The sequence below is a fragment of the Candidatus Poriferisodalis sp. genome, from assembly GCF_965208485.1.
Lineage (GTDB): Bacteria > Actinomycetota > Acidimicrobiia > Acidimicrobiales > Poriferisodalaceae > Poriferisodalis.
In genome coordinates, this window is record NZ_OZ242344.1 from 1436804 (window position 1) to 1453632 (window position 16829).

The window sequence follows — 16829 nt, forward strand, 5'->3', positions numbered from 1 at the left end:
CAGAGCAGCCGACGAACCTCCATCGCACACCGATGCCGGTCTTCGATGAGTGCCCTGAAGTCTCTACCGCACATGATGTGGCCTCAGTCCTTGAGATTCCCGTCGGGCACCAGCGCATCCTCAACGCGTTATCGAGTTCGGTAGCAGCACCACTTCTGCGAAGGCTGCCCAATCGGTGTCCTCTCCGCCGAACTCGGCCCCGAGATAACCGAACGAAATGCAAGGTTCGGTGTGCAGCCAGCCGCTGGGCGGCAGCTCGATGTCGTCCAGAGGCTCGTACGGTTCTGAGGTTGCCGTCATGGCAATGGGGAGCTTCGGAAGTTAGCGGGGTGTGATGGTGGCGAGTGGTGCCCGGTTGGGTTTGCCGGCGTGGAGGAGCGAGCGGATCCGGTAGCTGGCGAAGCTTCGGAAGCCGAACGCGATTCGTTTGACGCGTTTGATCAGGTTGCTGAGGGCTTCGGTGGGTCCGTTAGAGACGCGTGCGCGGTGCCAGGCGACGATGTGCTGTGTCCACCGACCGATCCACGCCGGCCTCCGCCGCCGCCTCGGCCTGGGTGATCTGCCCAGTCAGCATCCGCACCCACAAGTCGTACTTCTGCTCTGCTGTGAGCATCTTCCTCGGTCTCCGGCCCGGCAGAGCGGTCATCGGCAGCCTCCTGCGCTGAGACCGCCAACCCTGACCGGTGCTGCTCGAAAAAACTCAGAACCTGTCGCGCGAAGTCAGACGCAACACAGGAGACGAAGCGGGAGTTCTGTTTGCAGGTCGCGAGCGGGGCGGTCACCCAGGTCGATGCTGCCCGCGGGTGGGGGGTGGTCGTGTCGTCGGTGATCGCGATCCGTCGCGCGGTCAAGGGCGCTGCTTTGGCTGCTTTGTCCCCCAAGCCGGGGCGGTCTGCTGGGGAGCGGGACTGGGAGCTCGAAGAGGCCCAGGCGGAGATCGGCCGGCTCGCCGAGGCGGTCAAGGCCCAGGCGATCGGGTTGGCGGTCGTGCGGGGAGAATCCGGCTGGGACTGAGCGGGCCGGTCCCGGCGAGAGTCCCCGCCGAGGTCAAAGAACTGGTCCTCAAGACCGCCGACGACGCTGTCGCCGCGGGTTTGGCGCACTCCTGGGCTGCTGGGGTGTGGCAGGTCTCCGACGACCGGGTGCATCGCTGGCGGGCCCGCCGCCGCGAGCCGTCTTCGGCCAAGCACACGCCGACCAAGGCCTCGACGAACTGCTCACCGACGAACGCCTCGACCCCGACGACCCCGCCCTGCCCGACACCGAGCCGTCCCGCGTCCGCACCGACTACAACACAATCACACACTCAGACAGCACCAAGGGACCGGCTACGTCACCCCCGACGACGAACACCACCATCGAGAAGAAACGACCCGCGACGCCCGCCGACAAGACCTCCAACAAACCCGAACACCACGACTCGAACACAACCGCCAGAACACAAACAAACCCAAAAAGACAACATCACCTGGTTCAACTCCGAACCCATCCCCGCGGAAGACCCAGACGCACCTCACCCCGACAAGCCGATTGCTCAGCAGTCTCCTAGGAGGGTGGTCGGAAAGCCGCTATTTCGGCGTTTGCCAGATGCAAACCCGCAGGTCAGGGACTTGCTGTGTCGGCAAGATCCCCATTTCCGACCAGCCTCCTAGGGGCCGAGCGCCGTGATGGGCACGACGGCCGCGCCGTCATCGCGCTCGTAGGCATAGCCGCCGGCGGTGACGACGACGAGCTTCGCGGGATCACCGGTCTTGCCGAGATCGACCTTGTCTCGCAGGCGAAGCAGTGCTGCCGCGGCCTTGTCGGGTCCCGCGCCGCCGCCGAGCTTGATCTCCACGGCGATCCACCGTCCGTCGGATCGTTCGATGATGGCGTCGACTTCGAGGCCCGTATTGTCCCGGTAGTAGAAGATTCGGGCGTCGCTCGCATCGGCATAGATGCGCAGATCCCGCATCACCAGCGCCTCGAAAAGATTTCCGAAGCCTCGGGGGTCTGCCAGCAGCCGCGGCCGGCTCGACCGGAGCGCTGCAACGGCGAGCGATGGATCGACCAGATAGCGCTTCGGCGCGCTGACCAGGTGGGCGCGGGATCGCAGGTCCACCGGCCACGGCGTCAGGTTCTCCACGATGAAAAGCCGCTCCAGCGCGCTCAGGTACGCGGCGACTGTGCGCGGATCGGCAGGCCGGACCTGTGCCATGTCGTCGGCCAGCACCCGCAACGAAGCACTCGTGGCGATGTTGCGACTCAGCGACTCCAAGAGTCTGGCTACACCGGCCGGGTCGCGGCGCGCGGTGTCGACGTGTTCGATATCCGCACGACACAGATCATCGAGATAGTCGCGCAAGGCCGGCTGCGCCTCGGTACCGCCGAGGTGGATCAGCGCCGGCCATCCGCCGCGGCAGGCCAAGTCGAAAATGTCCGGCTCGTTCGGGGGCGCGGCGGCAGCTACTTCATCGGAGTCGAACAACGATCCGAGCGAGATCTGCGCGGTCGACTCGCCAGACTCGGCGAGGGACATGGGACGCATGCGGACCCGTCGCACCCGCCCGGCGCCCGTGTGGCGCGTCGTACTGTCGGGAGGCACGGCTGATCCGGTGAGAATGAACTGGCCTGGCTGCGCGAATTCGTCGGCCGCCCGCCGGATCGGATTCCACAGGTCCGGTGCCAAGTGATACTCATCGAGCAGCTTTGGCTTGGCCCCTTCCATGAGCAACTGTCGTGCCATGGCGCCCGTCAGCGCAGTGGCCTCTTGGGCATCGAGCAGCACTGCACTGCGCGCCGCATACCCACCTGTCCATGTCTTGCCACAGGCCCGCGGGCCTTCGATGAGCACGACGGGCGATGCTCGCAGCGCCCGTCGGAGTTGGCGGTCCGCGACCCTGGACTCGTAGCGCGAACGAATCGCTGTGAGCAGGGGATGATCGAGTTCCACTGACTCCAATGTAGCAAATTGAAGTTGTCTAATGCATGTTTTTTGAATGATATAATGACGATTCAGCAAGGGGCGTTGCATGCGGACATCCGTCACGGCAGCGTCCGGGTCAGGGTGCTGAGCCAGAAGGTGATCATGTCGTCGACGGAGAGGGAGGCGGAGTTCGGGGCTGCCGCCGATGTAGGCACCCCGGACGCCGTAGCAGGCGTTGATGGAGCAGAGGAAGCCGTCGAGATCGACCAGCGACGAGTCTGGCTCGCCGGAGGTCGGCAGGATGAAGGCGCTGTCGTCGGCGATATGGACAGTGGACGCTCCTGGGGTCACGGCGACCTCGGGAATGTGCTCCAGCGGCGTTGTGCAGCCGAAGCCGACGCAGATCCTGACCGTCTGGCTGCCATACTGGCGCGCCGCTTGGGCGCTCTCGCGGTGGACGCCGCCCTTCTGATGTCGGCGTTGGTGTTCTGGTACATCGTGATTGCCTATGCCGCGTGGTGGCTCATCGTGCTCTCACGCGGCCAGACGCCCGGCAAGCAGGTCTTGGGACTCGTCGCCGTCACGCCCGACGGGGAGCGGCTCCGCTGGGGTCAGATGTTTGTGCGCGAGATCTTCAAACTCATGACCTGGGGCTTCACGCTCGGGCTCGGCATCGTCATCGACATCACGCTGCTCGTGCTCAGCGACGAGTCCCGAACCGTCGCAGATCGAGTCCGCAACAGCACCATCGTCCATGTCTCGACGCTGCAGAGCTAGCCACGCGGGCGTAGCTTGCGGGCGTGTCGAACGTTGAGATCGCAGTCATCGGGCGGGGTCTGATCGGCAGCGCAGCCGGTCGCCATCTCGCCGAGGCGGGCCACTCGGTGGCGCTGATCGGACCGGGCGAACCGGCGGACTATGCGACGTCGGACGGTCCGTTCTCAAGTCACTACGACGAGGGTCGCATCACGCGGATGATCGATCCCGATCCTGCCTGGTCGCACCTGGCCATTCGCTCGATCGAGCGGTACGCGGACATCGAGGAACGCTCGGGCATCCCGTTTCACACCGGCGCCGGGCTCGTCTACTCGGGTGCCGATCCGCAGGCGGACCTTGCCCACGCGCTCGAACTCGACGTCGACGCACGCGAGATCACGGCGGCCGAGGTCGCGGAGCGCTTCGGGATCGACATGTCGAGTGCGGACTCGATCATCCTCGAAGCCGCTCCGGCGGGCCACATCAACCCAAGGCGGATGATCGCGGCGCAGAGCCAGCTGACCGCCGCGGCGGGCGGGACGGTGATGGACGCGCCCGTCTCGGCGCTCGCGCCAGCGCCCGACGGCGTGCGGCTGACCGTCGGGAGCGACACCCTGCTCGCCGGGGGCGTGCTGCTGTGCACGGGTGCCTGGGCGGCCGAGCTGGTCGGGGTCGACCTGCCGCTGGAGCGCAGCCTGCGCACGATCCTCATGGCCGAGCTCGATGACGGCCCGACGCTGCCGAGCCTCATCTCCCGGACCGATCCGGCCACCTACGAGGCAGATCCTCGCCACGACATCTACTGGGTGCCGCCGGTTCGATTCCCGGACGGTCGGGTCATGCTGAAGATCGGCGGCTACGACCCCGCGGCCAGCTTCGCCGACGACCTTCCCACCGTCGTCGACTGGTTCCGCGGCGGCGGCAGCCAAGCCGAAGCAGATGATCTCGAAGCACGGCTGCGGGAATTCCTGCCCGACCGCACGATCCTGTCCAAGGACATCAAGCCCTGCGTGGTCACCAACACCCCGCACGATCTCCCGTGGATCGACTGGGTCGACGATCTCGTCGCCGTCGCGGTCGGCGGCTGCGGCTCGGCAGCGAAGTCGGCCGATGAGATCGGCCGGCTGGCGGGAACGCTGTTCACCGAGGAAGGCTGGACCGACCCGGTGCTCGAGCTGGAGTCGTTCCGACCGTCGGACTCAGGCTGACCTCTTGACTCTGGCTGCAGCACAGACGCTGAACCGACCACCTCGACAAGAACGCCAGCATCACGAACGAAGCTCCATCAGCTCCAGGCGGTTGCCGAACGGATCGTCCGCGTAGACGCGGTCGTAACCCTCGAGCGGCTCGTCGTCGCGCACCGTGACGCCTGCGGCTCGCAGCAGCTCGACCAACGCAGCGAGATCGTGCACGAGCAGGGCGGGATGGGCCTTGCGGGCAGGCCGGAACGGATCCTCAACGCCAAGGTGAATCTTGACGGCGTTGGCTCCCAAAACGCTCTCGAACCAGCAGCCGCCCCGGATCTCCAAGTCCGGCGGCTTGGGCACCCGGGGCAGGCCGAGCAGACCCTCGTAGAACGCCTGCGCTTCGGCTTCGCCGCCACGCGGCATCGCCAGCTGCACGTGCTCGATGGCGACGATCCTCATCCAGCTGCGCAACTGAGCTGGCCCCACTCGGTGTGCCGTGGGCCGCAGGCGTGGCTTGGTTGGGCCATGCTGCAAGCCTGCCAAACGAAACAGCACAGAAGCGGCACATCGGTACGCCGGCGTACATGGCAGTCACCGTGAGAAGGATCTGGGAGATGGCGCGGACAGAGTGGCGGCACGTCAGCGGGTGGCTCGACGAGGTTCCGTGGGCGAATCGGAACAGCGAGCGCAGCGCGACAGCGATCGATGAGGAGGAATGACCATGAGCAGTGTGGTGGTGACGGGCGCGAGCTCGGGGATCGGCGAGGCGATCGCACGGCGGTTCGTGGCCGAGGGCTGGGATGTGCTGACCGGCAGCCGCAGCGAACCCGACGTCGAGGGCGCCGCGTGGCTGCAAACCGACGTGGCCGACCCGGGCCAAGCCAGCGCCCTGGTGGCCGCCGCCGCCGACCGATTCGGTTCGCTCGACGCCGTGGTCAACAACGCCGGCATCCAAGTCGAGAAGACCATCGCCGACACCACCGATGAGGACTTCGATCTCGTCGTCGGCGTCAACATCCGGGGCGTGTTCAACATGTGCCGCGCAGCGGTTCGCCAGATGGCCGGCCAAACCGGCGGCGGCGTCGTCATCAACATCGCCTCGATCGCCGCCACCCACGCCGACGCGGGCATGGCCGTCTACAGCGCCTCCAAGGGCGCGGTCGAAGCACTCACCCGGGCCATCGCCATCGACCACGGCCATCAGGGCATTCGCTGCGTTGCGGTCAGTCCCGGCTGGATCAACACCGCCCTCGCCGACGCCGCGTTCGAGATGCAGCCCGATCCCGAAGCCGCCCGCGTCGAAGCCCTGCGGCGGCATCCGGTCGGGCGTCTCGGCACGCCCGACGATGTCGCCGAAACCGTCGCCTGGCTGGCCTCCCCGATGGCCGGATTCGTTTCGGGCAGCGTGTTAACTGTGGACGGTGGACTCACCGCCCAGAGCCCCATCGGTTGAGCTGGCGACAGAACCAGCAGCGGTCGCGGCCGCAGCTGCCTCGGCCCAGCACGGCACGGTCGGCGACATCACCATCTTCAACCCATATCTGGGCAACCGGCTCGGCATCGACTACGGCATCGTGCGCATCGAGGGCGTGGGCGCCGACCCCGAACGCACCGAGCAGATCGCCAATCTGATCGGCCCCATCCACGAGACCACCCCCTACGGCTGCATCTATGACGTGCGGGCCGAGCCGGTGTCCAAGCTGGGCGCCAAGACGGGCATGGCTCAGAGTCCCCACATCGACGACCCCTTCTACTACTCACCGCCGGGCATCGACATCTTCCATTGCCTGGTCAGCACCGATGTCGGCGACCTGAGCACCTACGTGGATGGCTTCGCCATCGCCGAATCGCTGCGCGCCGAAGAACCCGAGGCATTCGAGGCCCTCACCGCCCTGCCGATCACCCACGTTCGGCGCCGTCCCGGCGAGATCAACATGTGCAGCCGCGGCCCGCTCATCGTGAACATGCCGAGGGAGGCCGCCACCCGATGAGCAAGCCTGCCAAGTGGTCCGACCCGACGAAGAAACTGTTCCCGCATCAGGTCGGCTTCACCGCACCGCCGATGGACTTCGACGCGGCGCCCACCGACTTCCTGCGCATGTGCCCGCCGTCGGTGGGCGTGCACGGCCGCTTGCTGCACGCCCCCGGCTACGCCCACCGGCTCAGCGACCGGGCCGGGCTGTTCCACCTGCTCGAGGAAACCGCGCACTGCCTGTCCAACAGCGGCGCCGACGTGATCGGTCAGGTCGGCACGAACTGGGTGCATGCCGCCGGCACCGACGCGTCCGACATCCGCCGGTTCACCGCGGAGATGTCCGAGAAGTACGAGACGCCGTTCCACATGGCCGGCCTGACGCTGGTGGAGGCCTGCGAGGCGCAGGGCTACGAGCGGGTCGCCCTGAACGCCGTGTACTTCTGGCCCGACTGGCGTGACGGCGTCGTGCGGTTCCTGCGCAGCGCCGGCATCGAGGTGGTGTGGGCGCAGAACTTCGTCGACCAGGGCTGGTACACCACCCAGGACGAGGTGAACGACCGCATCTGGATCTTCGAAGCCGGCCTGGCACTGCGGTCGTGCGAGTACACCGTCAACCACGCACCGGACGTGGACGCCGTCCTGGTCAACGGCATGTCCAACTACCGGGGCGACGACGGCCTGCCCCGACGATTCGTCAGCCTGGCAGCCGACATCGAAGCGCAGTTCGGGGTGCCGATCATCTCCTCGGACATCAGCCTGTACTGGCGCATCTTCCGCTCGCTCGGGGTGGCGCCGTTGGGCCCGCAGGGCTCGCTGCTGTCCTCGTTGCAGAGCAGTCCCGAGTCGAGTTCGGCACCAGACTCGTGACGCTGATCTTGCCGAACGGGAACCTCGAGCGGATTCTGTGCGTTGGAATGGGTACCGCGCGAAGGCGCTTCGCGTGAGGTGATCGTTCGCTGGGAGGTATTACATGTCCGCAGCACGACGAAAGGCAACACCCGGCGCACGAGGAGGTGTCTGGGCCGGCGCTGTCCTCGTGCTGGTTGCAAGCGCTTGCTATGCGGACAGCGACTCAACCGCCGCCACGTCGCCCGCATCGCCAGGCGCTGACGCGTCGGTGAGGGGCATGATCACCTACCGCGAGCGCATCGCGCTCTCGCCCGATGCGGTCGTGACCGTCCAGTTGCGCAACACCAGCTACGCCGACGCCGATGCCGCGCTCATCGCCGAGCAGATCATCAGCAATCCCGGCCAAGTGCCGATCGACTTCGACCTGCGCTATGTCAGCGACGAGATCGACCAGCGCAGCACCTACTCGATCTGGGCGATCATCACCGAGGGCGACGGGCGGATGGCGTTCGCCAACGACACCGCCTATGACGTGATCACCCGCGGCAACCCCCGTCGCGTCGACATGACGCTGGTGATGGTGGAACCGCCGCCCGAGCTGACACCCGAGGGCTGGAGTCCCACTGATCCCGAGCGGGTCGAGGCACCGGTGCACGTCACCGGCGCAGAAATGCTCTGGGACGACAGGACCAGCACCCACAGCAACGGTCACCTGCAAGTCATCTTCGTCACGTCCCACGAGGATGGCTGCTACCGCATCGGCAACAATGACGTCACCCGTGACGGCAACCGCTTCGACGTCACGGTGACAGCCTTCGTGCCGACGCCGCTGCCGTGGGCGCAGGACTGCTCCCAGCTCGACCTCGAACTCGACTCCATCGTCCGCCTCGGCGAGATCGCCAACGGCGAGACCATCCATGTCACAGTCAACGACGAGCACGAGTACTCATTCACCTCGCCGTAGGGTGCCAACCACCCGCGCGGGTGCTGGGGACCGCCCCGCACAAGCCCGCAGGCTGCTTCCAGAGCGCCGACCGCCTGCGCGGGTGCTGGAGCTCAGCCGCCGACCGCCGTTGCCGGCTGCTGCTGATGCGGTCGTCGCGTCGCCCGCCGCACACCGGTGTAGGTGAAGAATGCAGCCAAGATCAACGTCAGCCCGAACGCGGCGTTCGCGTAGTTGACACCGCTGTACTGGAAGATCGTGTACAGCGCGCCCGAACTCAAGCCTGCGGCCGCCCCTGAGCCGAGCATCGCGACATCGCCGACTCCCTGGACCGCCACGCGCTGGTGCAGCGGGTAGAGCGCCACCATCAGGTTCGACCCGGCGACAACCCCGAAGCACCAGCCGAGACCCACCAGGAAGTTCCCCATGAACACGCCCAGCACGCCCTCCGGCGGGGTCACCGCAGCCCACCACGCCCCCCAAGTGCAGAGTCCACCGGCGGTGCACAGCATCGGGTAGCTGCCGATTCGGTCGGTGAGATGGCCCACCACCGGCGAGAACAGGTACATGCCCAGGATGTGGAACGCCATCATGAACCCGATCACGTTCTGGGTCTGGCCGCCGGCATCCATGTGCAACGGCGTCAGCGCCATGACGCCCACCATCGTCAGCTGGCTGACCACCATCGCCAAGACGGCCAGCCGCGCCTCGGGCTTCTGCCAGATCAGCGACACCGCCTCGCGGGTCGACGGGGCCGGCGGAGCCGCTTCGGCGTCGGTGGACAGCTCGGCCGAGTAGGAGAGATCCTCGGCGACGCGCATCGGGTCGGGGCGCAGAAGCAGCTCTACGATCGCCGCAGCAACCAGGAACATCAACCCGGCGAACACGTACGAGCCGGTCTTGTCCGGCAAGCCGAGCGAGACGCCGACCTCGCCGGCGAAACCCGACACCGCCGATCCTGCCGCCGAGCCGAAGGTGGTGGCCCACACGACCATGCTGATCGTGCTGGCCCTGCGGTGCTCCGGGGCAAGGTCTGACGCTGCATAGCGAGTGGCGAGGTTCGCGGCGTTGCCCGCGCCGGCGCCGAATACTCCCAAGCACAGCAGCGGGTAGTTGAGCAGGATCGCGCCCAAGACAGCCGCAGTGGCACCGCCGGCGCCGACGAGGTAACCGAACCGCAAGCCCGACCGGCGCCCGTAGCGGTTCATGAGGCGCGACATCGGCACCGCTGCCGAAGCAGACCCGATCGACAGGCAGCTCGCAGCGACGGTGCCGAACGTCGCGCTGCCGGTGATGTCCTGCGCGAGCAGCGCGCTCACGATGTAGGTGGCGACGAGACCGAACCCGCCCGCGGCCTGGCTGGCGATGAGCACGACGATCGTGCGCTTCTGGATGCGCTCACGGGCCGATTCGGTGTAGGTCGGGGCGCGCTGCACGGAGAAGACCGCTCCGCTCACCGTGACTTCCCCCCGGGCATCGCAACAGCTTGTCGCACCAGGCGGCGCCATGCACGAATGCGCGGCTCAGCCGTCGTCGATGGAGATGCTGATCGTGCCTGACGGGTGCAGCGAGCAATAGCTGCTGAACGCCGCTGCTTCGCCGAAGGAGTGCTCGGAGCGTTCGCCCGGACCCGCTATGAACGGCCCGATGGTGTGCGTCACCGAGTCACGGTTCACGATCACCAGCATGTCGCGCAGCTTGAAGTCGAGCTCCTCGGGAATGATCTCGACGTCCTCGCCGGCCGCCAGCCGTTCGGCAGTGCCGGGCGGAATGTCGATCGTGTAGGTCATGCCCTCAGGCTGATCGACGAAGCGTGACACGACGACCGGGATCGCCGCGATGAGCAGGCCGCCGAGCAGGTACAGCAGCAGGGTTCGCTGATTCGGCCAGCCCTTGTCACGGCGGTTCGACCCGGTGGCATCGGGTGCAACACGGTCGAACCCGGTGTTGTCGGACCCTGAGTCGTCGAACCCGGCATTGCGAGCTTCAGCGTCGCCGGGCTCAGCCATCGGCACGCTCAGTCGTCGGACCAGGCACGCGCGTCGAGGTCGCCCCGGTCAAAGCATCTGTGCACCGCCGTGCGGGGGCTCGCCTTGGAGCCCAGCATCGCGTCGAGGCTGGTGCCGCGTCGCGGCTTGAGGTCGGCGCCTGAGCTGAGGCTCTTGCCCTCGCAGCGCACGATCACCACCCGCACGCTGGGGTCGGCATCGAGCGCCAAGCAGGCAGCGTGGACGTCGGCGATCATCTGGGAGTCGACGGCGTTGTGAACCTCGGGGCGGTTCAGCACCAAATGGCGTACAGGCCCGTCGCCGTCCACCCGCGCAGTCTCGAATTCCGACGACATCGATACGCCCCCAGCAGCCGACGCCCTAACGAACACAGGTGGCGGCGTCAGCCTCGGGCTGCCCCACCCCCGGCGCCGCCGCCACTGGACACAGCCGGTCCCATCATGTCGCCAAAATCGCCGAGGATCTCATCCGCGGGCGGGGCCTCAATGGTGATGTCGGCGTTGTAGTCGTAGAAGTTGATGACATTGGTGACGTCGAACAGGCTCGCAAACGCGTCGTCGAGGTCTCGCGATTCGGATTCATCGAGTTCGCCCATGAGTTCTTCGAGCCCTTCCAAGGCAGCACCCAAGTCAAGGCTCAGGCGCCTGATGAAGCCGTCACCGTCGATCCAGACATCAAAGATGAGCTCCTCGGGGCCGAAGTCTCCGCCGAATGGCATTGCGCCCCCGACGCCCCCAAACATGGCGCTCGATTCCGCCGCCAGCGCTGCGACATCGACGGTGTACCGAACCTGCGTCGCAGCCGAGCCGTCGAAGTCCCCGATGCCGACAATCTCAGCGCCGGTCAGATGCTCGATCATGAAGGTGTTGTCGTTGGGAAGCTGGCACACGCCACCGACCGGCGCCCCGCCGGGCACGGGCGAGGGGCACACGATTCCCATCTCAGCGGCCGTGTCTGCATCCAGCGTGAACCAGCCCTCGGGCATCGCAGCACCGACGAGACCCTGCATCTCTTCGGGCACCACGAACTGCACGTACTGCACGTCGTCGACGAAACGAAGCTCGATCCCGAGTCCGGGATCCTCGCCGCCCGTCATCTGGTCGAGGCTCATCACCATCGAGTAGTTGTCGCTGCCGTCGGTTTCGAACTGGATGTCCACGCTCATGAACTCGCTCATGTCCAAGCTCATGTCACCGCGCACGGACGGTCCGGCGCTGTTCTCGAACGCGGTGACCAGCAACCCCATCGCATCGGCCGGCAGCACGCTCGCGGCCGTGGTCGGCGGCGCTGCGGTGGTGGACGGCGCCGCGGTGGTCGGGGGAGCGGCTGAGATTGCCGACGCGGAGGTCGCCGGCGTGGCGACCTCTGCCCCGCCCCCGCCGCTCGTGCCACCACCGCACGCGGCGACGATCAGCACCATGGCAGCGATGGCTCCCGCGAGCCTCACCTTGCGAACTCTCATGATCATCATCTCCTCGCCGGAGTCGCGGCACCGTCTGTCGGACCCGCTGGCGCGAACCGGTCCATGGTCAGTACCGGCCCATGGTGAGTATCTCAGTTGTCCAATCTCCGTTGCCCATATCCGCGGAAGGCCGGTCGATTCGCGTTTCCGGTGACGGAATCTGGACAGCGAACAGTCAAGCTGCCAGCGGGTGGGCACCGGGGTTCATCGTACTCGGCTGGACTTCTTGGGTGCGTTCTTGGGCTCTCTACAACCCGCCGGCGGGCAGGCGTGCGACGTGCCCGCGAACGCCCCCGTCGCCCCCAAAGCCACAACGACTGCTGCCAACAAGGCGAGCCGGCGGCGCCCGGCGGGCCGTTCCTGCTCAACCACTCGTCGGCGCACAGCATCCTGAGCTCCGAGAAGATCCGCCGGCAGCTCGGCTATCGCGACAAGGTGGATCCCACCGAGGGTCCGCGGCGCACCGTGCGATGGCAGGCGGAGAACCTGCGCAGTGACGCTGGCGTGCTGGCCCGACTGCAGGACCCGTACGACTACGCAGCCGAAGATGCGTTGATTGCTGCTGCCGAACACTACGAGGACGAGGTGGGGCGCATCGAGTGGGAGCAGATGCCGGGCTGGATCTTCGGCTACCACGGACTCCGCGAGAATCCTGGGGGCCGTCGCGGCAGCTTTTGAGGCTGAACAGCGCGAGACTGCGCCGGGCCTGTTGCGGAGGGTGACGGGCGAGGCTGGCGAACTGGGGGCGGCGTGACACGGGGTCGGTCTCGTTCTCGGCGAACAGTGCCTGCCAGGGTGACGGGCGAGGCTGGCGAACTGGGGGCGGCGTGACGGCGACGATTGCTGATCTGGCGACGGGCTACCGGGACGGGTCACGGTCGCCGGTCGAGGCCACCGAGGAGTGCCTCGCGGCGATCGAGTCGTTGGACGGGCGGGTCGGCGCTTGGCAGGCGGTGTATGCCGACGAGGCCTTGGCAGCGGCGAAGGCTGCGGGGATGGCCGTGACGTCGGCACGGGACTCGGGTGCGCCGCTGGGACCGTTCTTCGGAGTGCCGTTCGCCCTGAAGGACATCGTGGAAGTCGAGGGTCGAGTGACCACGGCTGGCTCGGCCGAATGGGTTGACCGAGTGTCGCCGACCACGGCGGTGGTCGCGCAGCGGCTGCTGGATGCGGGCGGGATCCTGGTTGGCAAGACCAAGACCGTCGAGTTCGCCATGGGCGGCTGGGGCACCAACCAGCACATGGGCACGCCTAGGAACCCGTGGGATGCCGACGTGCTGCGCACCCCGGGCGGTTCGTCGTCGGGTTCGGGTGCGGCGGTGGCGTCGGGCATGACGCCATGCGCTATGGGCACCGACACGGGCGGCTCGGTGCGGCTGCCGGCTGCGCTGTGCGGGATCGTTGGACTGAAGACCACCGAGGGCTTGCTGCCGATCGATGGGATCGTGCCGCTGTCGCACACGCTGGACACGCCGGGGCCGCTGACCCGCACGGTGATGGATGCGGCGCTGATGTTCGATGCCATGCTGGGAATGCCGCCGGCCGAGGTCGAGCGTGACTGGCTGGCGGGCACCGGTCGCTGCGGGGCGTTGCGGGCGACACTCGAGGGCGGTCTGGCCGGACGGCGCATCGGGTGCCTGAGCGATGCCGAGCGCGCCGGAGTGGAGGCGCCGCAGCTGAGTGCGTACGACGCGGCGCTCGAGGTGCTGGCGGGGCTGGGGGCCGAGGTGGTGCCCTTCGACCAGCCGACCTCGTTCGAGGAGATGAAGAGCACCCGCTTCGTGATCGTGACGGCGGAGTCGTACTTCTACTACGGCGATCTCATGGAGGATCCGGCTTCGAAGGTGGATGAGCGGGTGCGGGCCAGGGTGCTGCCAGGGGCGAACATCTCGGCGAGCGACTACATCGGTGCCATGGTGCAGCGCCGCTTCGACCTTGCCGAGTTCGCAGCGGCGTTCGAGGGCTTCGACGCCATGGTGACGCCGACCACGCCAATGCTGCCGCTGCCCGTCGACGAGGCCGACGAGACCAACACGCCGGCGCTGTTCACCCGGGCGGCCAACTTCCTGGCGCTGTGCTCGACGACCGTGCCGACCGGTGTTTCGCCGGCGAGTCCGGAGGGGCCGGCGGGAGGCCTGCCGACGTCGATCCAGTTCATGTGCCGGGGCGGCGACGAGACCCTGTCGTTGGAGTTGGCAGCGGCCTACGAGGCTGCCCGCGGCCCGATGCCCACCCCTCCCCTGTGGGCCGGTGCGCCGACTGGCGGTGTGCGGTGAGCGGCCCGGTCGGCCAGCGCCAGTCAAACGACGACAGGATCAGAAGCATCCGCCCATGAAGATCACCTGGATGCGCACCGGCGCCGACGGCCAGACCACGTTCGAGGACTTGGAGGTCGCGACACGGCAAGGCGAGCGGGGAGCCGAGACCGGAGTGTTGCCGATGGCCGGGGTCATCTTCCGTGCCGAACAGCCGACCTTGGACCTGGGCTTCCACAACGCCCCGAGACGGCAGCTCGTGATCCCGCTGGATGCCGAGGTAGAGGTGGAAGCCGGAGACGGGAGCGTGCGGCGAATCGGCCCGGGCGAAGTGCTGCTCGCCGACGATCTCACCGGGCAGGGCCACAAGTCGCGCTTCAGGCCCGCGGGAGCCTCCATGCTGTTCGGCGTGCTGGCCGGCGGCGCTGACCCGCCGCTTGGCGCGCCTGAGGGGGACGGCGCTCGGGCAGACTCAACCCCGACACCACAGACCCGCGAGGAGCAACCGTCATGGGCAAGGCAACGGTGATCGGCAGCTTCAGCTGCCAGGACGGCAAAGCCGACGAGATGGAGCAAGTCCTGTCGGCGATGGTCGAGGCAGCCAGCGACGAGCCGGGCGTGGAGATCTACTCGTACCACCGGGGCGAGGGCAACACGTTCTGGTTCTTCGCCTTGATGAGCGACGCCGAGTCGATGCAGCACCACGGCCAGACACCGGCCATGCAGGAGGCGATGGCAGCCTTCGGCCCACTGATGGGTTCGCCCCCGCAGATGCAGGTGACGACGCCGGTCGCTGCCATCGGACTCGACCTCTAGCGCACTCCGGCAGCCACGATGATCGACAAGCGGGTTGCGAGCGCAGCGCAGGCCGTTGCCGAGATCGCCGACGGCGAGACCATCATGATCGGCGGTTTCGGCGAGGCCGGCAGCCCGATCGAACTCGTCCACGCGCTCATCGATCAGGGCGCTTCCGAGCTGACAGTCATCAGCAACAACGCCGGCAACGGACAGGTCGGGCTGGCGGCGCTCATCCGCTGCGGCCGGGTCGCCAAGATCGTCGGCTCGTACCCGCGCAGCTCCAACTCGACTGTCTTCGCCGACGTCTATCGAGCTGGGCGCATCGAGCTCGAGCTGGTCCCCCAAGGCACCTTTGCCGAGCGCATCAGGGCAGGCGGCGCCGGCATTCCGGCCTTCTACACCCCCACCGCGGCCGGGACCGATCTGGCCGACGGCAAGGAACAGCGAGAGTTCGGCGGCAAGCCGCACCTGCTCGAGCGCGCCCTCACTGCTGACTGGGCGCTCATCAAGGCCCAAGCAGCGGACTGGCACGGGAATCTCCGCTTCAACAAGACCGCTCGCAACTTTGGGCCGATCATGGCCATGGCTGCTTCGACCACAGTGGTGCAGGCCTCGACGGTGGATGCGCCGGGTGCGCTCGATCCCGAGACCGTCGTCACGCCCGGGATCTTCGTCAACCGTGTCGTGCACATCCCGAATCCGGCACAAGAATTCGATCTGGTCGCCCAAGGAGCGCACTACCCATGAGCACGCGGCCTCCAGATCTCCTGCAAGAACGGCTCGCACGCGAGCAGATCGCGGCGCGGGCCGCGCAGGACATCGCGGACGGGTCGTACGTGAACCTCGGCATCGGGATGCCCGAGCTGATCGCGCAGTTCGTGCCGGAGGGGCGCGAGATTGTCCTGCACACCGAGAACGGCTTGCTCGGGATGGGTCCGGCACCCGCACCGGACGCCGTCGATGTGGAATTGATCAATGCAGGGAAGAAACCGGTGACAGCGAATCCCGGTGCCTCCTACTTCCATCACGCTGACAGCTTCGCCATGGTGCGGGGAGGGCACTTGGACCTGTGTGTGCTCGGCGCCATGGAGGTCGCCGCCAACGGCGATCTCGCCAACTGGTCGACCGGGCGAGCCGACGCCATCCCCGCCGTCGGCGGTGCGATGGATCTCGTCTCGGGGGTGCGGGCCGTGCGTGTGATGACGACTCACTGCATGCGCGACGGGACACCGAAGCTGGTCGAGAAGTGCTCGTACCCGCTGACCGGGGAAGAGGTGGTGAGCCGGATCTACACCGATCTGGCCGTCGTCGATGTGACGGCGGAGGGCTTCGCGCTGATCGAGACGGCGCCCGGCGTCACGTTCGATGAGGTTGCTGCGCGCACCGCCGCACCGCTGCGCGACGCTCGCTCGGGACCCGACGTCTGAGACGCCGCGTTCGTGGCCGTCAGGTGACACGGGCCAAGAAGTCTTCCAAGTCGAAGCGGACCTTCTTGTCGAAGCCGCGCATCATCATGAGCTGGTGACCAACACCGGTGATCGTCTCGATCTCGGCGTGTGGGGTGAGTTCGCACAAGCGAACGGCGTGGTCGGGCCGGAACGAGGCGCCAAGGGCGAGTTCGCCGATGCCGGCAAGGGCGACCTGCACCCGGCCGTTCCATGCGGTGGGCCAGTGCGCCTAGCAGGGTGGT

At 67.3% G+C, this 16829-nt stretch carries 24 protein-coding genes; 14 read left to right on the plus strand and 10 right to left on the minus strand.

The features are described 5' to 3' along the window. Window positions 1-120 precede the first annotated feature (120 nt). Genes ACOGXQ_RS06530 through ACOGXQ_RS06540 form a run of 3 tightly spaced genes read right to left on the minus strand, consistent with a single transcriptional unit; the run spans window position 121 to window position 646 of the window. Window positions 121-300 (minus strand): hypothetical protein, encoded by a 180-nt coding sequence (locus ACOGXQ_RS06530; RefSeq protein WP_419946616.1) that lies wholly within the window; start codon window positions 298-300, stop codon window positions 121-123. Window positions 301-321: 21 nt separating this feature from the next. Next, entirely contained in the window at window positions 322-522 is a 201-nt protein-coding gene (locus tag ACOGXQ_RS06535; protein WP_419947348.1) for a transposase, read from the minus strand. After that, window positions 470-646, minus strand: a complete 177-nt coding sequence (locus ACOGXQ_RS06540) for a hypothetical protein (protein WP_419946617.1) — start codon at window positions 644-646, stop codon at window positions 470-472. Before ACOGXQ_RS06540 ends, ACOGXQ_RS06535 begins: the two co-directional genes overlap by 53 nt. A 110-nt stretch (window positions 647-756) precedes the next feature. On the opposite strand from ACOGXQ_RS06540, the gene ACOGXQ_RS06545 reads away from it, so the two are divergent. After that, entirely contained in the window at window positions 757-1014 is a 258-nt protein-coding gene (locus ACOGXQ_RS06545) for a hypothetical protein (protein WP_419946618.1), read from the plus strand. A gap of 634 nt (window positions 1015-1648) precedes the next feature. Here ACOGXQ_RS06545 and ACOGXQ_RS06550 read toward each other — a convergent pair. Beyond that, window positions 1649-3028: an ATP-binding protein gene (locus tag ACOGXQ_RS06550; protein WP_419946619.1), complete on the minus strand. Its 1380-nt coding sequence runs from the start codon at window positions 3026-3028 to the stop codon at window positions 1649-1651. On the opposite strand from ACOGXQ_RS06550, the gene ACOGXQ_RS06555 reads away from it, so the two are divergent. After that, window positions 2987-3682: an RDD family protein gene (locus ACOGXQ_RS06555; protein ID WP_419946620.1), complete on the plus strand. Its 696-nt coding sequence runs from the start codon at window positions 2987-2989 to the stop codon at window positions 3680-3682. The genes ACOGXQ_RS06550 and ACOGXQ_RS06555 overlap by 42 nt on opposite strands. Window positions 3683-3705: 23 nt before the next feature. Further along, on the plus strand, window positions 3706-4869 hold the full coding sequence (locus ACOGXQ_RS06560; protein ID WP_419946621.1) for an NAD(P)/FAD-dependent oxidoreductase: 1164 nt from the start codon (window positions 3706-3708) through the stop codon (window positions 4867-4869). Window positions 4870-4929: 60 nt separating this feature from the next. Here the strand turns inward: ACOGXQ_RS06560 and ACOGXQ_RS06565 are convergent, their stop codons facing one another. Further along, window positions 4930-5307: a VOC family protein gene (locus ACOGXQ_RS06565; protein ID WP_419946622.1), complete on the minus strand. Its 378-nt coding sequence runs from the start codon at window positions 5305-5307 to the stop codon at window positions 4930-4932. 125 nt (window positions 5308-5432) lie between these two features. Between ACOGXQ_RS06565 and ACOGXQ_RS06570 the strand changes: the two genes are divergently transcribed. The 5 genes from ACOGXQ_RS06570 to ACOGXQ_RS06590 all read left to right on the plus strand — a co-directional run bounded on the left by ACOGXQ_RS06570 (window position 5433) and on the right by ACOGXQ_RS06590 (window position 8636). Beyond that, window positions 5433-5567 (plus strand): hypothetical protein, encoded by a 135-nt coding sequence (locus ACOGXQ_RS06570; protein WP_419946623.1) that lies wholly within the window; start codon window positions 5433-5435, stop codon window positions 5565-5567. Window positions 5568-5569: 2 nt separating this feature from the next. Then, window positions 5570-6301 (plus strand): SDR family NAD(P)-dependent oxidoreductase, encoded by a 732-nt coding sequence (locus tag ACOGXQ_RS06575; RefSeq protein WP_419946624.1) that lies wholly within the window; start codon window positions 5570-5572, stop codon window positions 6299-6301. Continuing rightward, a complete protein-coding gene (locus tag ACOGXQ_RS06580) occupies window positions 6270-6839 on the plus strand; it encodes a TauD/TfdA family dioxygenase (protein ID WP_419946625.1) in 570 nt (189 codons plus the stop codon). Before ACOGXQ_RS06575 ends, ACOGXQ_RS06580 begins: the two co-directional genes overlap by 32 nt. After that, window positions 6836-7690 (plus strand): hypothetical protein, encoded by an 855-nt coding sequence (locus ACOGXQ_RS06585; protein ID WP_419946626.1) that lies wholly within the window; start codon window positions 6836-6838, stop codon window positions 7688-7690. The genes ACOGXQ_RS06580 and ACOGXQ_RS06585 overlap by 4 nt, the downstream gene beginning before the upstream one ends. Before the next feature lie 103 nt (window positions 7691-7793). Beyond that, the gene (locus ACOGXQ_RS06590; RefSeq protein ID WP_419946627.1) at window positions 7794-8636 is read left to right on the plus strand and encodes a YbaY family lipoprotein; all 843 of its coding nucleotides are present in this window, start codon (window positions 7794-7796) and stop codon (window positions 8634-8636) included. Between the two features lie 92 nt (window positions 8637-8728). On the opposite strand, the gene ACOGXQ_RS06595 is transcribed toward ACOGXQ_RS06590, so the two are convergent. The 4 genes from ACOGXQ_RS06595 to ACOGXQ_RS06610 form a co-directional block, all read right to left on the minus strand. Beyond that, window positions 8729-10072: an MFS transporter gene (locus ACOGXQ_RS06595; RefSeq protein WP_419946628.1), complete on the minus strand. Its 1344-nt coding sequence runs from the start codon at window positions 10070-10072 to the stop codon at window positions 8729-8731. A 66-nt stretch (window positions 10073-10138) separates the two neighbouring features. After that, window positions 10139-10624 (minus strand): hypothetical protein, encoded by a 486-nt coding sequence (locus ACOGXQ_RS06600; protein ID WP_419946629.1) that lies wholly within the window; start codon window positions 10622-10624, stop codon window positions 10139-10141. A gap of 8 nt (window positions 10625-10632) precedes the next feature. Next, the gene (locus tag ACOGXQ_RS06605; RefSeq protein WP_419946630.1) at window positions 10633-10959 is read right to left on the minus strand and encodes an enoyl-CoA hydratase/isomerase family protein; all 327 of its coding nucleotides are present in this window, start codon (window positions 10957-10959) and stop codon (window positions 10633-10635) included. 47 nt (window positions 10960-11006) lie between these two features. Then, a complete protein-coding gene (locus tag ACOGXQ_RS06610; protein WP_419946631.1) occupies window positions 11007-12071 on the minus strand; it encodes a hypothetical protein in 1065 nt (354 codons plus the stop codon). Window positions 12072-12356: 285 nt separating this feature from the next. On the opposite strand from ACOGXQ_RS06610, the gene ACOGXQ_RS06615 reads away from it, so the two are divergent. From ACOGXQ_RS06615 to ACOGXQ_RS06640, 6 genes are all read left to right on the plus strand, one after another. Next, complete coding sequence (locus tag ACOGXQ_RS06615) at window positions 12357-12764, plus strand: hypothetical protein (RefSeq protein ID WP_419946632.1); 408 nt, start codon at window positions 12357-12359, stop codon at window positions 12762-12764. Between the two features lie 149 nt (window positions 12765-12913). Then, the gene (locus ACOGXQ_RS06620) at window positions 12914-14362 is read left to right on the plus strand and encodes an amidase (protein ID WP_419946633.1); all 1449 of its coding nucleotides are present in this window, start codon (window positions 12914-12916) and stop codon (window positions 14360-14362) included. Between the two features lie 55 nt (window positions 14363-14417). Further along, the gene (locus ACOGXQ_RS06625) at window positions 14418-14870 is read left to right on the plus strand and encodes a hypothetical protein (RefSeq protein ID WP_419946634.1); all 453 of its coding nucleotides are present in this window, start codon (window positions 14418-14420) and stop codon (window positions 14868-14870) included. Further along, entirely contained in the window at window positions 14852-15157 is a 306-nt protein-coding gene (locus ACOGXQ_RS06630) for a putative quinol monooxygenase (RefSeq protein WP_419946635.1), read from the plus strand. Before ACOGXQ_RS06625 ends, ACOGXQ_RS06630 begins: the two co-directional genes overlap by 19 nt. Before the next feature lie 21 nt (window positions 15158-15178). Continuing rightward, entirely contained in the window at window positions 15179-15886 is a 708-nt protein-coding gene (locus tag ACOGXQ_RS06635) for a 3-oxoacid CoA-transferase subunit A (protein ID WP_419947349.1), read from the plus strand. Then, window positions 15883-16566, plus strand: coding sequence for a 3-oxoacid CoA-transferase subunit B (locus tag ACOGXQ_RS06640; protein WP_419946636.1), 684 nt, complete (start codon window positions 15883-15885; stop codon window positions 16564-16566). Before ACOGXQ_RS06635 ends, ACOGXQ_RS06640 begins: the two co-directional genes overlap by 4 nt. 19 nt (window positions 16567-16585) lie before the next feature. Here ACOGXQ_RS06640 and ACOGXQ_RS06645 read toward each other — a convergent pair whose 3' ends face one another. Next, window positions 16586-16786, minus strand: a complete 201-nt coding sequence (locus ACOGXQ_RS06645) for a hypothetical protein (protein ID WP_419946637.1) — start codon at window positions 16784-16786, stop codon at window positions 16586-16588. Between the last annotated feature and the right edge of the window lie 43 nt (window positions 16787-16829).

What these genes read in the sequence shown, in the direction of transcription:
- ACOGXQ_RS06600 (WP_419946629.1), bottom strand. Translation starts at nt 10,624, where the DNA reads ATGGCTGAGCCCGGCGACGCTGAAGCTCGCAATGCCGGGTTCGACGAC.
- ACOGXQ_RS06555 (WP_419946620.1), top strand. Translation starts at nt 2,987, where the DNA reads ATGACGATTCAGCAAGGGGCGTTGCATGCGGACATCCGTCACGGCAGC.
- ACOGXQ_RS06565 (WP_419946622.1), bottom strand. Translation starts at nt 5,307, where the DNA reads ATGAGGATCGTCGCCATCGAGCACGTGCAGCTGGCGATGCCGCGTGGC.
- ACOGXQ_RS06540 (WP_419946617.1), bottom strand. Translation starts at nt 646, where the DNA reads ATGACCGCTCTGCCGGGCCGGAGACCGAGGAAGATGCTCACAGCAGAG.
- ACOGXQ_RS06530 (WP_419946616.1), bottom strand. Translation starts at nt 300, where the DNA reads ATGACGGCAACCTCAGAACCGTACGAGCCTCTGGACGACATCGAGCTG.
- ACOGXQ_RS06630 (WP_419946635.1), top strand. Translation starts at nt 14,852, where the DNA reads ATGGGCAAGGCAACGGTGATCGGCAGCTTCAGCTGCCAGGACGGCAAA.
- ACOGXQ_RS06605 (WP_419946630.1), bottom strand. Translation starts at nt 10,959, where the DNA reads ATGTCGTCGGAATTCGAGACTGCGCGGGTGGACGGCGACGGGCCTGTA.
- ACOGXQ_RS06585 (WP_419946626.1), top strand. Translation starts at nt 6,836, where the DNA reads ATGAGCAAGCCTGCCAAGTGGTCCGACCCGACGAAGAAACTGTTCCCG.
- ACOGXQ_RS06590 (WP_419946627.1), top strand. Translation starts at nt 7,794, where the DNA reads ATGTCCGCAGCACGACGAAAGGCAACACCCGGCGCACGAGGAGGTGTC.
- ACOGXQ_RS06640 (WP_419946636.1), top strand. Translation starts at nt 15,883, where the DNA reads ATGAGCACGCGGCCTCCAGATCTCCTGCAAGAACGGCTCGCACGCGAG.
- ACOGXQ_RS06575 (WP_419946624.1), top strand. Translation starts at nt 5,570, where the DNA reads ATGAGCAGTGTGGTGGTGACGGGCGCGAGCTCGGGGATCGGCGAGGCG.
- ACOGXQ_RS06570 (WP_419946623.1), top strand. Translation starts at nt 5,433, where the DNA reads ATGGCAGTCACCGTGAGAAGGATCTGGGAGATGGCGCGGACAGAGTGG.
- ACOGXQ_RS06625 (WP_419946634.1), top strand. Translation starts at nt 14,418, where the DNA reads ATGAAGATCACCTGGATGCGCACCGGCGCCGACGGCCAGACCACGTTC.